Origin of the sequence: Staphylococcus sp. Marseille-Q1834 (genome assembly GCF_916858875.1) — a bacterium.
Taxonomy (GTDB): Bacteria; Bacillota; Bacilli; order Staphylococcales; family Staphylococcaceae; genus Staphylococcus; species Staphylococcus pragensis.
The window spans coordinates 236,074-252,462 of record NZ_CAKASN010000001.1; the positions used below are offsets into that span (position 1 = coordinate 236,074).

The 16,389-nt window shown below is 33.2% G+C and carries 10 protein-coding genes; 3 read left to right on the top strand and 7 right to left on the bottom strand.

The window, feature by feature from the left end:
• Positions 1-147: 147 nt before the first annotated feature.
• The 6 genes from addA to LIX58_RS01295 form a co-directional block, all read right to left on the bottom strand.
• Complete coding sequence (gene addA, locus LIX58_RS01270) at positions 148-3,825, bottom strand: helicase-exonuclease AddAB subunit AddA (RefSeq protein ID WP_226386013.1); 3,678 nt, start codon at positions 3,823-3,825, stop codon at positions 148-150.
• A complete protein-coding gene (addB, locus tag LIX58_RS01275; RefSeq protein WP_154836583.1) occupies positions 3,818-7,303 on the bottom strand; it encodes a helicase-exonuclease AddAB subunit AddB in 3,486 nt (1,161 codons plus the stop codon). Before addB ends, addA begins: the two co-directional genes overlap by 8 nt.
• A 126-nt stretch (positions 7,304-7,429) precedes the next feature.
• A complete protein-coding gene (lepB, locus tag LIX58_RS01280) occupies positions 7,430-8,002 on the bottom strand; it encodes a signal peptidase I (RefSeq protein WP_126565224.1) in 573 nt (190 codons plus the stop codon).
• 14 nt (positions 8,003-8,016) lie between these two features.
• Complete coding sequence (lepB, locus tag LIX58_RS01285; RefSeq protein ID WP_126565223.1) at positions 8,017-8,541, bottom strand: signal peptidase I; 525 nt, start codon at positions 8,539-8,541, stop codon at positions 8,017-8,019.
• Between the two features lie 4 nt (positions 8,542-8,545).
• Positions 8,546-9,121, bottom strand: coding sequence for a TVP38/TMEM64 family protein (locus LIX58_RS01290; RefSeq protein ID WP_226386269.1), 576 nt, complete (start codon positions 9,119-9,121; stop codon positions 8,546-8,548).
• A 472-nt stretch (positions 9,122-9,593) separates the two neighbouring features.
• The gene (locus tag LIX58_RS01295; RefSeq protein WP_154836579.1) at positions 9,594-10,925 is read right to left on the bottom strand and encodes a glucose-6-phosphate isomerase; all 1,332 of its coding nucleotides are present in this window, start codon (positions 10,923-10,925) and stop codon (positions 9,594-9,596) included.
• Between the two features lie 323 nt (positions 10,926-11,248).
• Here LIX58_RS01295 and LIX58_RS01300 point away from each other — a divergent pair, with 323 nt between their 5' ends.
• From LIX58_RS01300 to LIX58_RS01310, 3 genes are all read left to right on the top strand, one after another.
• Entirely contained in the window at positions 11,249-12,451 is a 1,203-nt protein-coding gene (locus tag LIX58_RS01300) for an argininosuccinate synthase (protein ID WP_154836578.1), read from the top strand.
• The gene (argH, locus tag LIX58_RS01305; RefSeq protein WP_126565219.1) at positions 12,444-13,826 is read left to right on the top strand and encodes an argininosuccinate lyase; all 1,383 of its coding nucleotides are present in this window, start codon (positions 12,444-12,446) and stop codon (positions 13,824-13,826) included. Before LIX58_RS01300 ends, argH begins: the two co-directional genes overlap by 8 nt.
• Before the next feature lie 137 nt (positions 13,827-13,963).
• Positions 13,964-15,022: a glycerophosphodiester phosphodiesterase gene (locus LIX58_RS01310; protein ID WP_413470799.1), complete on the top strand. Its 1,059-nt coding sequence runs from the start codon at positions 13,964-13,966 to the stop codon at positions 15,020-15,022.
• 98 nt (positions 15,023-15,120) lie between these two features.
• Here the strand turns inward: LIX58_RS01310 and LIX58_RS01315 are convergent, their stop codons facing one another.
• On the bottom strand, positions 15,121-16,365 hold the full coding sequence (locus tag LIX58_RS01315; protein WP_126565424.1) for a Glu/Leu/Phe/Val family dehydrogenase: 1,245 nt from the start codon (positions 16,363-16,365) through the stop codon (positions 15,121-15,123).
• Positions 16,366-16,389 lie beyond the last annotated feature (24 nt).

Here is a 16,389-nt window from a genome sequence, read left to right on the forward strand (position 1 = left end):
AACTTTAAACATAATTAAATCACAAATATATCTGTCTGAAATTTTAGAAATTTAGCATATTTAATTCAGTTTTAAAAGTAACTTAAACAAATTGAACTATTTAGATATAAATTTAAAATCTCATAAAACCACATAGTATTTAAATTTTTATTCATGTTCATCTACGCTAATTTCTTCATATTGGAAGAAATAAAGTGAACCTGAAACCTTCGCGCCAAGTATCGTTTCTAGAGTATTTTGATAATATTTCATTTGGATTTTATATTTTTCGCGTAGTTGATGACCTATTTCTTCTTCTGTCATTCCTCTACGTTTGTTGAACGCATCTGTTTTATAATCCACGAAATAATATTGACCATCTTTTAAATAAATTAAGTCAATCATACCTTGAATAATAGATACGTCTTCATCTTCCTCTGGCATTTCGTCTACTTTAGCTTGGTTCACTACAAAAGGTAACTCTCTAAATACTTTATCGGCTTGAGCAATCTTCATGTACAACTTACTTCTTACAAACCTCATAATCTCTTCATATTGAATGTCTTGTTTCGCATCTGCTTCAATAATATGTTTCTCTATTAAACGATCAATATAATCATTTAATTCAGTTTCTGTTAAACGTTCTTCTCTAAACGGTAGATGTTGCATGACTGTATGCATTAACGTACCTATTTCATTCGCTTTACGCTTTTTATTCTGTCTTAAGAAATGAGGGCGTTCATAAGTTGCTACACCAATACGATATTGTCTTACTCTTTCGTAACTTGTACCACTTTCTTCTGTTTCAAGTTGGCGTTTCAATTCAGAAACGGATTGTTTCGACGGCTTCTTAGTGTCCTTAATATAAGGATATTTAAATGATAGTTTTTCATTAATTTGCTGTTTTAAACCATCATCATTAGAACCACTTGTCTCAATATCCTCTACCGTTCTATGTTCATTTTTTTGAGCTTCATTCTCAAAAGTAAGATCATCAAAATAAACCGTTTTAATATCTACTGAAGGATATAAACTTTCTTCTAAATTATCAATAGAAGTTTCAAATTGTAATTCTGGTACTAATGAAGTTGATTGGTGCTTCGCCAAAATACCATAAATCAAATCGAACGGTCTATTTGCCGACAAACGTTCATGTAGTGCAATATGATTTTTAGAAATTGGTAGACGTTCAAATTTAGCTAATGTTTCTTCTTTATCAACAGTTCCAATCAATATTAATTGCTCTTTAGCTCTTGTTAATGCGACATAAATTAAACGCATTTCTTCAGAAATTAATTCTTTCTCAATCATAGATTTAATCACTACTGAAGATAAAGAAGGGAACGCTATATTTTCTTCTAAATCATAATATTCCATACCTAAACCAAACTTTTGGTTAAGTACTAACGGCTGTCTTATATCACCTTTGTTAAATTGTTTAGATAAACCTGAATAGATAACAAATGGGAATTCTAAGCCTTTACTACTATGCACTGTCATCATTCTGACAACGTTATCATTAGGTCCTATTACATTTTCTTCACCAAAGTCTTTATTACGCTCAATGAGTTCGTCGATAAAGCGAATAAATTGATATAATCCTCTGAAACTTGAGTTTTCAAATTCAATCGCTTTATTAAATAAGCCATATAGGTTGGCGCGTCGGCCTTTTCCACCTACTAATCCACTAAAGTATTGGATAACATAATGATCGTTATAAAATTTATCGATGAGTTGATATACAGGATGTTCTTGGCTATAGTCTTGATATTGTGATAAATCATCTAAGAAATATTGTAATTTCTCTTTCAATGCTGGTTGCGCATTGTCGTCTTGAAGATAATGTATGATGGATTGATAGAAATAATCATCATGAGCGCTTACCACTCGAATTTGCGCTAGCTCATCTTCAGTAAATTGATAGATGACTGAACGCATTAATCCTACTAGATAGATATCTTGTAGTGGATTATCAACTGTTCTTAAAAATGATAAAACGAGACGCACTTCTGTCTGTTCAAAATAGCCTTCTTTGCTTTTAACATGAAATGGAATATTGTGATCTTTAAACGCTTGTTGTAGATTACGTGCATTACTTAATCCACGTTCTAGAATGACAATATCTTTGAATGTAGCTTGGCGATATGACGCCGTTTTTATGTCATAGACAAGCTTATTCTTAATAATATCCTCCACTTGTTTGACAATGTATTGCGCTTCTTGTTCTGACTTCTCTAAATCATTATCTTCACTACTAGACTGAATAAGCGCATGTAATTCAAGTGGCATTGATTTATCCGAATACTTTGTAGCGCCAAAATATAATCTTGCATCAGCATCATAATTAATTTCGCCTACTTCTTCATCCATCATATGATCGAATAAGTAGTTCGTTGTTGATAAGACTTCTTTACGAGAGCGGAAATTCTTTGATAAATCGATACGTAAACCTGTTTGATTTCCAGTTTTCTCAAAACGATTATATTTATTCATAAACAACGTAGGATCGGCCTGTCTAAATTTATAAATAGATTGTTTAACATCTCCAACCATAAATAAATTACCGTTCGATTCGTCACCACGTTTAATAGTTGAAATAATCGCTTCTTGAACTTGGTTCGTATCCTGATATTCATCAATTAAGATTTCCTCAAATTGTTGACGATAATCTCTAGCAACATTTGATGGATTCCCTTGTTCATCAGTTAATATTTGCAATGCGAAGTGTTCATAATCAGCAAAGTCTAAAACATTTCGACTTCGTTTCTTCTCAGCGAAATCATTAATAATATCTTTGACTATTTGAATTAAATAATGGATACGAGGTCCTAGCTTATTCATATCTGTTTTTAATTCTTCAACAGAACGCATTAAATATTCGTTTTTAACTTTATTGATTATTTTTTTATATTCATCATAAAATCCTTTAGCATCTACTAAAGTTTGAGGATCAATACCTTCCTCTTCGTTATCAGTTTTAAGTTTTTTAGAAATTTGAGGTAACTTCTCTGGAGTATAGTTGATGATCATTTCACGATTAACTACACTACCTTCCATCATTTTGGCGCATTTTGCTTTTTCTAACTTCATCACATCAAGATGTTTTTCTGTTCCAATACCATTAGAAAAATTATTATCCGCTTCTAATAATGAGCCATAGGCAGCTTTAATATAAATTAATGCTAATCTATTAAGTTCTGCAATATACTCCTGTTGCAAGGCTTCATTGTCATACAAATCTGTTAAAGAATCTAACCATGCAAAGGGCGAAGGATTTGCGATACTGAAATTATAAAATCGTTTTAATATATCTCTAAATTGGTCATCATTACGGTCATTAGATAATTGTTCTACTAACGTAAGAAATGCTATATCTGGATCTTCATAATGTTTTTCTAACACTTCATCAATAGATTGTTCCAATAATAAAATATTCTCAACATCACTAATTGTTCTAAAGTTAGGGTCCAAATCGATAACATCATAATGTTGTTGAATAATCTTCAGACAAAAACTATGCAGTGTTGAAATTTGGGCTTGATGAATTTTAATGCGTTGGTTTTTAAGATGTTCATTATCAGGTTCTTGTAAAGAGGCTTGTTGAATACGTTGTTCAACTCTATGTTTCATCTCTCTCGCACTTAAATTAGTAAAAGTAACGACAAGTAATTTATCAACGTCTATTCCATCTCTAAGAATCTTTTGAATAATACGTTCAACTAAAACTGCTGTTTTACCTGAACCGGCAGCGGCTGCTACTAAAATATCTCGCCCGCTAGCATAAATACTTTCCCATTGTGCATCTGTCCACTGGGCATCTTGTGGCTTATCAGGTATATTATTCATCGTTATCCCCACTTTCTAACTCCACTTCTTGAATCGCTTGTATAGGATCAATAGATTCATCAACATGACGATAATGCTTACTATCTATAATGCTATCGACATGACAAACTGATTGAAAACTACAAAATTGACATGGCAATTGATTATCAAATTTTAATGGTGCCACCTCTGTGTGACCATCCATTATATTTGAAGCAGTCTCAATAAAGTTATCTTTATTATGTTTGATGAATTTATGAATCGTGTTTTCATCTGCTACACTGCTTGCTTTGCTAAGGCCACCGTCTTTTTTTAATGTAATCGGTACTATATCAGATTTAGGTGTCGTGTCTAAGCGAATATCCATAGCATCTACCACATCTACATCACTGTTAACTAAACCTCGTAATTTATATTCTTGAAGGAACGCTTTATCCAACGCTTCTTCTTTCAGAGCATCTTCAGCCATTTCTCCCCAATCTTTGAACTTAAGACGTTCATCATGGACATGGAAGTATAGCAATCCGCCTGGCTTAACTTCTTCACTTAAATCTAAACGTTTCGCATTTTGTAAGGCAATATCCATATAAGTCATCATTTGCATTTGTTTACCATAGTAAACTTTTTTCAAATCAAGGTTAGCGCTATAATTGGAAGATTTGTAGTCTATAATATTGATGAAACTTTTGTTATTTGTCGTATAAGTATCAATACGGTCGATTTGTCCACGAATATTCACTGGAATACCTTGTTTTGTAATTAAAGGTTGAGCTATTAATTCTTCTTCATCACGGGGTGTTTTTCTGAATCCCGTTTCAAAACGTTGTGGTCTAAATTTCGTATGCTCGTTCTGATAACGTAAAGCTTTTAATGTACTTTCTACAATCACGCCGATACGTTTAGAGACATAACGATAGTATGCATTAGAATCCATTAGATTGAACTGAATGTTTGGTAACACATTTTCTAAAGCTTCAAGCGTTAATGCATGAATTCTTTGATTATCAAGATGCTTAAAATCACCATTAATTTTATCCGAAATATATTTTAAAGCGGTATGGAAAATGTTACCTAAATCAAATGTTTCTAATTTATATTTCGTACGTTCATTTAGACGTAAGCCATAATTGGCATAGTGTTGGAAAGGACAATCATTATACCCTTCAAACCGAGACACACTAGCATTAATAGCCTTACCGTATAATGAAGTCGCTAATACTTCATCTAACTGTACTGTTTTATTATCATAAGTTAATGCAGTTAATAAATAATTTAGTCCTTCATTTAAATCGTCATTATCACGCATAACTTGATACGCATCTAACCATACATCAGCAACCATTTCATTTTCTAGCCATGCTTTGAGCGATTCAAATAACGTGATTTTAGTTTGATGAGGATGTTCCATAAGCTCTAATGGATGCGCATTATGTTTATAGTGAATGTTAGTGACTTCAAGACCATTAAATAATGCTTGAATTTGATTTAAGAATGGACTTTTTTCTTTTTCGTCTCCTTGCACGCCCATTAAACTATATGAAAAGGTCACTTGTTCACAGGCACGTGTCATAGCAATATAACAAACAAAGGCTTCATCCATTTGTAAAATATCAGAAGTAGGACTCAATTCCACACGTGTTTGTTGCTCAAAAACTTTCTTCTCCTCGTCTGTAATTAAACTAGATGAAGAAATCGGTTGAGGCATGGCACCATCATTCATTCCTACCATATAAATGTGTTTTTTATTATCAACTTTAGCTAAATCCATCGTACCAATACTCACTTGGTCTAAAGTTTGAGGAATCATTAAAAACTCCAACTGCTCTAAGCCAATGTCGAATACTTCTAAAAATCGATTTAATGTCATTTCTTCCTCATCAAAGACCATGACTAAGTCATCTAAAATATGAATTAAACCATTCCAAATTTGATCGATTTCTTCAGCTGCTTCGTGGTAACCATCTACATCTAATTGATCTCGATGCGCCATTAAATACTTTGGTATATCAAATGATTCCATTGTTTCATAGAAAGCGGTCGCAAACCCTTTAACATGATTAACACTGTTCATCGCTTTTTCGAAGCGCAATATTTTATCAATCATATCATTTTTCAATTGCACCACTTGTTCAAATGTTGCTCGTTCTTCTTCAGTTAGCTTGTGTTCTTTTCGGCCCATTTTGGTGAAATTATCAATACTAAATAACTTTTCATCTAACCAACGTTTGCCATAGATGCCGCGTTCAACAACAAAATTTTCCAGTAAATCAATTAAATAATCACTATTTTTAAAATGATTAGAAAGAATATTCGTCTTAAATAAACGCATCATCGGACTTATATTCCAATTGGTTTGAATGACTTCAAGCAATGAGCGCACCATTTCCATAATTGGATGGTGTGTCATTGATTTCTTCACATCAATATTAAATGGAATGTCGTACTGAGGTAATACGGAATCAAATAAATACGCATAGGCTTCATCACGATATAAAATAGCAATATCTTGATATCTAAACTGTTTATCACGTGTATCTTTAATAATTTGTCGCGCTATCTCATTGACCTCTTCACGCATACTAGAAGATTCTAAAATGTTGATATGACCTTGGTGTGCAGTTGGATTTATTTGTAAAGCATCAAATTGTTGTTCAATTTGAAGTAAGTCGTGATTGTTAAAGCGATATGGTTTCTTGAAGTAAACTTCATTTAATTCAATATGTAAATCATTGGCAATTTCTTTTAAATGCGTTAAAACTTCGGATGGCTTTCTAAATAAGCTAAATGGATCTTCTTTGCCATCAGTTGTAAGAAGGACTGTCACCTTTTTAGCATTCTGTACCAAGGCCTTAATAATTTGGTATTCAAGTGTCGAGAAGTTATAGAAACCATCTATATATATTTCTGCGCGTTTAAGCCACTCAGATTGAGGCATAATTTGAATAAACTGATTCAAACTATCTTCAGCGGTAATAAATTCTCCTTGTAAACGTTCCTCAAAATAATGATATATAAGTGCAATATCTTCTAATTTATGACGCGTTCTTGTTTGAAGTTCATTCTCTTGAAGGAATAAATCCAAATGTTCAGGGGTAACTGAATATTTTTTAAAGTCTTGGATTTGTTCACTCAATTTTTCACTAAATCCATAATAATTCACTTGTGATTTGTATAGTTTAAGCTCTGATTTATGTTGTTGAACAAGGTTATAAATCATCATCTCTGTTCCAGCTTGAGTTAAGCGTTCTTCCGTTAGGCCCCCAACTTCTTGAAAAATTCTATAACTCAATCGTTCAAAGTGTAAAACTTCGGTTCTTAAACTTCCATTTAATTCTTTATCATTCACAAATGATTGCTCTAATTGAAACGTACTTTGTGTAGGTGCGATTAAAATAATTGGATCACCTAGTGGATCTTGCTTCATTTGACTTTTTATATTACTAATCATTTGATGTGATTTACCAGTGCCTGCTCTACCAAGATAAGCATTTAATTCCATTACTCCCCACTCCTTTAATGTTATTTTAACATAGAACATACGTTCCCTAAAGTAATTTATAATTTCTTCATAGAAATTATAAAGTGGGACAGAATTCAATGTACTGAATTCTGCCCCACTCACAATTTACTTATTATTATCTGGATTAAAATTAAATTTAAAGTCGTCTAATGGCCAAAATCTGAATGAAACCTTACCGACAATTTGTTCTTTGTCTATTAAACCAAATGCACGACTATCTTTACTTACTTCTCGATTATCTCCAAGTACTAAATATTTATCTTTAGGAATAACATTAGAATTTGGATTGGCATTGGTTAAATCTTTTGTTTCAAATGATCCTGTAATGTATTCTCCTTGTTTACGTTTCTCATTATAATCTAAATAAGGTTCATCTACCTTTTTCCCATTGATATAAAGTTTGTCATTTTTATATGTAACGTTATCTCCAGGAACACCAATCACACGTTTTACGTAATCATCTTTTTTATTAGCATGAAAAACAATAACATTCCCTTTTTTTACGTCTCCAACTTTATATCCAAGAATATTTACCATTACGTGTTGACCATCCTTTAATGTTGGATCCATTGAGTCGCCTTTAATGGTATATGATTTAGCGACAAAGTTAACCATTACCCATACAAGTAATAGACCTACCGCTATAGCGACAATCCATTCAATTATTTCTTTTTTCAAATATAACACCTCATCTACTTGTTAAACTGATAGGTAAATTCTTTAAATGGATAATATTTTAAACTTACATCGCCAACAATATCTTTGTCCTTGATTAAGCCATAAGTTCTTGAATCGCTTTTATTATCACCATTATCGTTTAATACAAAATACGAATTTGGTGGAATGATATCTCCATTAGAATTATTTAAATCGCGTAATGCTAAATTATTAATATCTCTATTTTTAGCATAATTTTTATTCACTTGTCTATCGTCACGATATAATTTACCATCTCTTACTTCGATTGATTCACCGGCTTTTCCGATAATACGACTAAAATGAAGTTGATGATTATGACGATACATAATGATATCACCATCATCTAATAAATTAAATAACACTTTGATTTTATTAACGATGAGACGATCGTTTTTATTAAGTGTCGGTGCCATTTCATCACTAGTTACTACTGCGCCTCTAACAATAAAGGTTTGAATAAACACTACAAATATAATGGCGCATATTAAAGGCACAATCCATGTCATTATCTTTCGCACATCGTCACTCCTCGTCAGCACCCATAAAATGTTTTTCTACTCTTTTCCCAATAAACCACAGTGCCACTGTGACTAATATTAGAGCAATCGCACGTATTGGATGAGTTAAAAATGTTGTAACTTCTTTTCCCATCACAGCTAAAAAAGTAATAGATATTAACTTAGAAACTAGTAATATCAAAAAATAATATTTTGCTTTAATATGAGATAAGCTTGCTACAAAATTGACAAGCGTATTCGGCGTGAACGGAAAACACATTAAAATGAAAATAGGAACAATACCTTGTCTATCAATAAAATGAATTAATTTCTCTACTGATTTTCTTTTTCTAATCTTTTGCATAAAACGAGCATTCACAAATTTTCTACAAATATAAAATACAGTATAGGTACCTGAAACAATACCTAACCAGCTAATTACCGTTCCTATAAGAAAACCGTACGCATGAACATTCATAATAACGTATAATGTTAGCGGAAGTACAGGTACAATAGCTCTCAAATAGAGTATGATGAACCCTGCGAAATAACCTAATTCCTGTAATACGTTAAACCATTGCTCAATTTGATGGAACACTATCGCATCGAATCCTTCCTTAAAGTTAATAGCACTCTTTAACGCTATTATACATGAAATATTTTACACATATTATATTAGAAATCTACATTTATCATAATAAATCAGTCACAGGTAGTAGCCTCAACTCATCCCTTAGTTTTAAATTTAATAGTATAGAAAAGAAAAAGGAGCGAGACAGAAATTAAAATCATTTCGCCGATCTCCAGCTTGCTTTGTTTGTGGAATTTCTTATTGAAATTCTTTGTGCTGGGGCTCGTTTTCTAACTAGCGTTAGCTATAGATTTACTTTTCGAAAGTCTCTATGTTGGGGCTTGCTTTTCTAGCAAGGATGACTAGGTTTGAAAAAGCTTGATTTAAGCACATTTTCTAATCAGTCAGCTACTGCCAAAATATTAAAGTAGGCTGCGACATTTAATTTTGTCCCAGCCTCTTTCATCTTATGATAAATATAAAATTGAATTTCTCTTAACTACTATAAACGTTCTTCTAATTCTTTTTTCTTATCTTCATATCCAGGTTTACCAAGTAAAGCAAACATGTTTTGTTTATATGCTTCTACACCTGGTTGGTTAAATGGATTAACGCCTAATTGGTAACCACTCATTGCGCAAGCTAATTCGAAGAAGTATACCACGTAACCAAATGTTTCTTCATCTAATTGAGGAATATTAACTACTACATTTGGAACGCCTCCATCAGTATGTGCTAATAGAGTACCTTCAAACGCTTTAGTATTCACTTCATCAATTGTTTTACCAGCTAAGTAATTTAAACCATCTAAATCATCACTATCTTCTTCAATAGTAATATCGTGTTTAGGATGGTTCACTTTTACAACTGTTTCAAATAAGAAACGACGACCTTCTTGTACGTATTGACCTAAAGAGTGTAAGTCAGTTGTGTAATTTGCACTTGATGGATAGATACCTTTGAAATCTTTACCTTCAGATTCACCGTATAATTGTTTCCACCATTCATTGAAATATTGCATAGAAGGCTCATAGTTAATTAACATTTCAGTAGTATAGCCTTTGCTATAAAGGATGTTACGAATAGTTGCATATTGATAAGCAATATTTTCATCTAAATTATCAGATGATAATTCTTTACGTGCTTTGTTAGCACCAATCATAATTGATTCGATATTGATACCAGCTGCTGCGATTGGTAATAAACCTACTGCTGTTAATACAGAATAACGACCACCTACATCATCAGGTACCACAAATGTTTCGTATCCTTCATTATCTGCTAATTGTTTTAAAGCACCTTTCGTTTTGTCAGTTGTAGCGAAGATACGTTGTTTCGCTTCTTCTTTACTATATTTATCTTCGACTAACTTTTTAAATAATCTAAAAGCTACAGCCGGTTCAGTTGTTGTACCAGATTTAGAAATAACATTAACCGAGAAGTCTTTATTAGCTAAATAGTCTACTAATTCTTGTGTATAGCTTGAAGATAAGTGATTACCTACAAAGACAATTTCTGGGAATTCCGTATTATTGCGGAAAGCTGGAGTTAACATTTCAATTGCCGCACGTGCACCTAAATATGAACCACCAATACCAATCACTACTAATACATCTGAATTTGATTTAATACGTTTAGCAGCTTCTACGATTCTTGAAAATTCTTCCTTATCATAATCTTCAGGTAAATTTACCCATCCTAAGAAATCGCTCCCAGCGCCAGTTCCTTCATGGATCGTTTTATGAATCGTTTTAACGATATCTTTTTGTTGATCTAATTCGTGTTGTCCGAAAAATTCTAAAGTTTTACCATAGTCTAATTGAATATGAGTCATTTAAAAAAGCCTCCTGATTTCCTTATTAATTTAATTCTACTAACTTTAAGTTCCCTATTCAATTAACAAGTCTGTCAATTCAAAAATATCTGTCATATAAGTCAATATTTAGCCACTTTTCGCTAGAAAAAAATGAATATTTTACATTAATTATTATTTTAAAAAACACTCAAAAACTCTTTATTTAAAAGCTTTAAACATACTTAAAATTCTATACTCATTCCACTTTTATGTATAATTATGTAAAAAAATGGTTTTATTTTCATTATGGTTCTGTTAGTATAAAGTTATATTAATTTTCAGAAAAATTATGAGGTGAGTATATGAAAGATAAAATTGTATTAGCATATTCAGGTGGTTTAGATACAAGTGTGGCAGTGAAATGGCTAATAGATAAAGGGTATGACGTAGTAGCTGTTTGTTTAGATGTTGGTGAAGGTAAAGATTTAGATTTAGTACATTCAAAAGCTTTAGATATGGGTGCTGTTGAATGTCATATTATTGATGCAACTAAAGAATTTAGTGATGACTTTGTAAGTTATGCGATTAAAGGAAACTTAATGTATGAAAACAGTTATCCACTTGTTTCTGCATTATCTCGTCCACTTATTGCTAAGAAATTAGTTGAAATTGCTGAACAAACGCAATCAATTGGTATTGCGCACGGTTGTACAGGTAAAGGAAATGACCAAGTGCGTTTTGAAGTAGCAATTAAGGCGTTAAATCCAAATCTTAAATCATTTGCGCCAGTAAGAGAATGGGGCTGGAGCCGTGAAGAGGAAATCGATTATGCAATTAAACATGATATTCCAGTGAGCATTAATCATGATTCTCCTTATTCAATCGACCAAAACTTATGGGGCCGTGCCAATGAATGTGGCATTTTAGAGGACCCATATGCAGCGCCTCCTAAAGACGCTTATGACTTAACAGCTGAATTAGAAGATACACCTGATACACCTGAAGAAATCATTCTTTCATTTAAAAATGGTATTCCAGTGCAACTTAACCATCAAGACTATGACTTAGATCAGTTAATTCTTAAATTAAATGAACTTGCTGGCAAACACGGTATTGGACGTATTGACCATGTTGAAAATCGTTTAGTAGGTATTAAATCTCGTGAAGTATACGAAACTCCAGGTGCTGAAGTGATTTTAAAAGCGCATAAAGCACTTGAAACACTTACCTTAACTAAAGATGTCGCTCACTTCAAACCTGTTATTGAAAAACAATTTGCAGAACAAACGTACAATGGACTATGGTTCTCACCTTTAACTGATAGTTTAAAACTATTTATTGATAGCACTCAAAAATACGTTGAAGGTGACGTAAGAGTGAAATTATTCAAAGGTAATGCGATTGTTAATGGAAGAAAATCTCCATATACGTTATATGATGAAAAACTAGCAACATATACAAAAGAAGATGCCTTTAATCAATCTGCAGCGGTAGGATTTATTGATATTTATGGCTTACCTACTCAAGTGAATGCTTACTTACATGGAGGTTATAGTAATGAGTAATAAAGCGTGGGGCGGACGTTTTCAACAGCAACCTGAAGAATGGGTTGATGAATTCAACGCTTCAATAGACTTTGACCAAGCACTATTAGATGAAGATATACAAGGTAGTATTGCTCATGCAACAATGTTAGCCAATCAACATATTATTTCTAATGAAGATAAAGAAGCGATTATTACAGGTCTAAAAGACATTCAACATGACTTCCATCACAATAAACTAGACTTTAAAAAGTCTCTTGAAGATATACATTTAAATATTGAGCATGAATTGATTCAAAGAATTGGTGACGCTGGTGGCAGATTGCATACGGGCCGCAGTAGAAATGACCAAGTAGCTACTGACTTGCACTTATACGTTAAAAAAGAAGTTCAAGAAATCCAAGCACTTATTCGTTCATTCCAGTCATCAATTTTAACACTTGCGCAATCTCATGTAGATACAATTATGCCAGGTTATACACACTTACAACGTGCTCAACCTATTTCGTTTGCGCATCATATCATGACTTATTTCTGGATGCTTGAACGCGATGATTCACGTTTCACTGATAGTATGAAGCGTATTGATATTTCACCATTAGGGGCAGCCGCTTTAAGTGGAACTACCCACCCTATTGATAGGCATGAAACTCAAAAATTGCTGGGCTTTGAATATATTTATGAAAATAGTTTAGATGCTGTAAGTGATCGTGATTATATCGTAGAAACATTGCATAATATTTCATTAACAATGGTACATTTATCACGTTTTGCAGAGGAAATTATCTTCTGGTCTACTGATGAAGCGAAATTTATTACATTAGCCGATGCCTTTTCTACTGGGTCATCCATAATGCCTCAGAAAAAGAATCCGGATATGGCCGAACTGATTCGAGGTAAAGTTGGACGTACTACGGGGCATTTAATGAGTATGCTTGTTACATTAAAAGGGTTACCACTTGCCTACAATAAAGACCTTCAAGAAGATAAAGAAGGTTTATTCGATTCAGTACGTACAGTCAAAGGATCACTACGTATCTTTGAAGGTATGCTAAATACATTAACAGTTAATACTGATCGTTTGAATGAAACAGTACATCAAGATTTCTCTAATGCCACAGAACTTGCGGACTATTTAGTAGAGAAACAAGTGCCGTTTAGAAAAGCACATGAAATTGTAGGTAAAATTGTCTTCGAATGTATTCAACAAGGTATTTATTTACTCGATGTACCTCTTAAGCGTTATCAAGAATTAAATGAAGCTATCGATACAGATGTTTATGATTATTTAAAACCAGAACGTTGTCTTAATCGCAGAAAAAGCTACGGGTCTACCGGCCAAGATGCTGTACGTCAGCAATTAAAAGTAGCTGAAACTATTTTAAAAGAGAAATAGTTTAATCCTATCCCCCTACCATACGCTAACACGTATGTATAGGGGGTTATTTCTATATTTTACGTTAATTATATTGAGTAATTTTTAAAATTTTAAGAGTTCCGATAAGCTTTCACTAAGAGACTTCCTTTCAAAATATGGCTTTGCTAAATTTAAGTTGTACATTAAATTTGAAAGGGTGGATTTTTTTGAAAGCAACAAAAAAAGCAATAATCTCAAGTTTAACTGTCGCTAGTTTAGGACTTACTGTTTTACATACTCCAGTTGAAGCAAGTGGTGCTGGTACAGGCCCTATCACTTCAACATCATCTTCAAATAATTATCAAGTAAGCCAAGGTAATCAAACGCAACAAATTCCTGTTAATACACATTATCGTAAAGATAATCCTAAGTGGGCTACAAATTTAACAGGTGAACGATTCAGCACTATCGCTCATCGTGGGGCGAGTGGCTATGCACCAGAACATACTTTTTATTCTTATGATAAAAGTCACAATCAATTAGGTGCATCATATATTGAAATTGATTTACAACGCACTAAAGATGGCCATTTAGTAGCTATGCATGATGAAACGGTAGACCGTACTACAAATGGAACTGGCCGAGTTGAAGATTATACTTTAGCTCAGTTGAAGCAACTTGATGCTGGTTCTTGGTTTAATCAAGCAAACCCTCAATATGCGAATGCTGAATATAGCAATGCTAAGGTGCCAACATTAGATGAAATATTATCACGCTATGGTACTGACGCGAACTATTATATTGAAACTAAGACACCAGATGTTTATCCTGGTATGGAAGAACAACTTCTTGATACTTTAAAACGTCATCATATGTTAACGCCAGATTCGTTAAATAATGGTCATGTGTTAGTACAATCATTTTCAGAAGAAAGCTTACAAAAGATGCATCATTTAGCACCTAGCGTTCCATTAATTCGACTATTAGATAAAAGTGAACTACCTCAACAAAGCGAAGCGGATTTACAGCGTATCCGTTCATACGCAATTGGTATTGGTCCTGAATATAGTGATTTAACTGCGCAAAATACCGCTCATTTAAAAGATTTAGGCTTCATTATTCATCCTTTCACAGTTAATGAAGTTGCTGATATGCAACGACTTAATCAATACGGCGTTGACGGTGTATTCACTAACTATGCAGATCAATATAAAGCAGTATCAACTGAACAATAACATTTATTATTATCTTTAATGTAATAAAAAGCGGTTAATGAAACCTTACTCAGTTTCATTAACCGCTATATTTTTATTGAGTGATTAACTTATTTAACTTATGCCCAACCACGGTAGCGTGCTGCTTCTGCAGTACGTTTAATACCTACGATGTAAGCTGCTAATCTCATATCAATTTTTCTATTTTGAGCTAATTCATAAATTGTATCGAACGCAGTTACTAATTTTTCACGTAATTTTTCATTAACTTCTTCTTCTGTCCAATAGTAACCTTGGTTATTTTGTACCCATTCGAAGTAAGATACTGTTACACCACCAGCACTTGCTAATACGTCAGGTACTAATAAAATGTCACGTTCAGTTAAAATACGTGTTGCTTCAGGTGTAGTTGGACCATTTGCTGCTTCAACTACGATATCCGCTTTAATGTCATGTGCATTCTCTTCAGTAATTTGGTTAGAAATTGCTGCTGGTACTAAGATATCACAATCTAATTCAAATAATTCTTTGTTAGAAATTGTGTTATCAAATAAATTTGTAACTGTACCAAAGCTATCGCGACGATCTAATAAGTAATCAATATCTAAACCTTCTGGATCATGTAATGCACCATATGCATCAGAAATACCTACAACTTTTGCTCCCATATCATATAAGAACTTAGCCAAGAAACTACCTGCATTACCGAAACCTTGGATAACTACGCGTGCACCTTTAACATCAATACCTCTACGTTTAGCCGCTTGTTCAATTGCGATTACAACACCTAATGCAGTTGAACGGTCACGTCCTTGTGAACCACCTAATACAATTGGTTTACCTGTGATGAAACCAGGAGAGTTAAATTTATCTAATGCACTGTATTCATCCATCATCCAAGCCATAATTTGAGAGTTAGTAAATACGTCTGGTGCTGGAATATCTTTTGTTGGACCTACGAATTGAGAAATGGCACGTACATAACCACGTGATAAACGTTCAACTTCATGAATACTCATTTGACGTGGGTCACAGACGATACCACCTTTACCACCACCGTAAGGTAAATTAACAATACCGCATTTTAATGTCATCCACATAGATAATGCTTTTACATCATCTTCATCTACGTCTGGGTGGAAACGTACCCCACCTTTTGTAGGACCTACTGCATCGTTATGTTGTGCACGGTAACCTGTAAATGTTTTAACTGTACCATCATCCATACGTACTGGGATGCGAACTTGTAAGAAGCGCAATGGCTCTTTAATTAGTTCGTACATACCATCGTCAAATCCCAATTTGTGTAATGCTTCCTTAATAATACTTTGTGTAGAAGTCACTAAATTATTATTCTCAGTCATGTTCACTTTCGCCTCTTTTTTAAC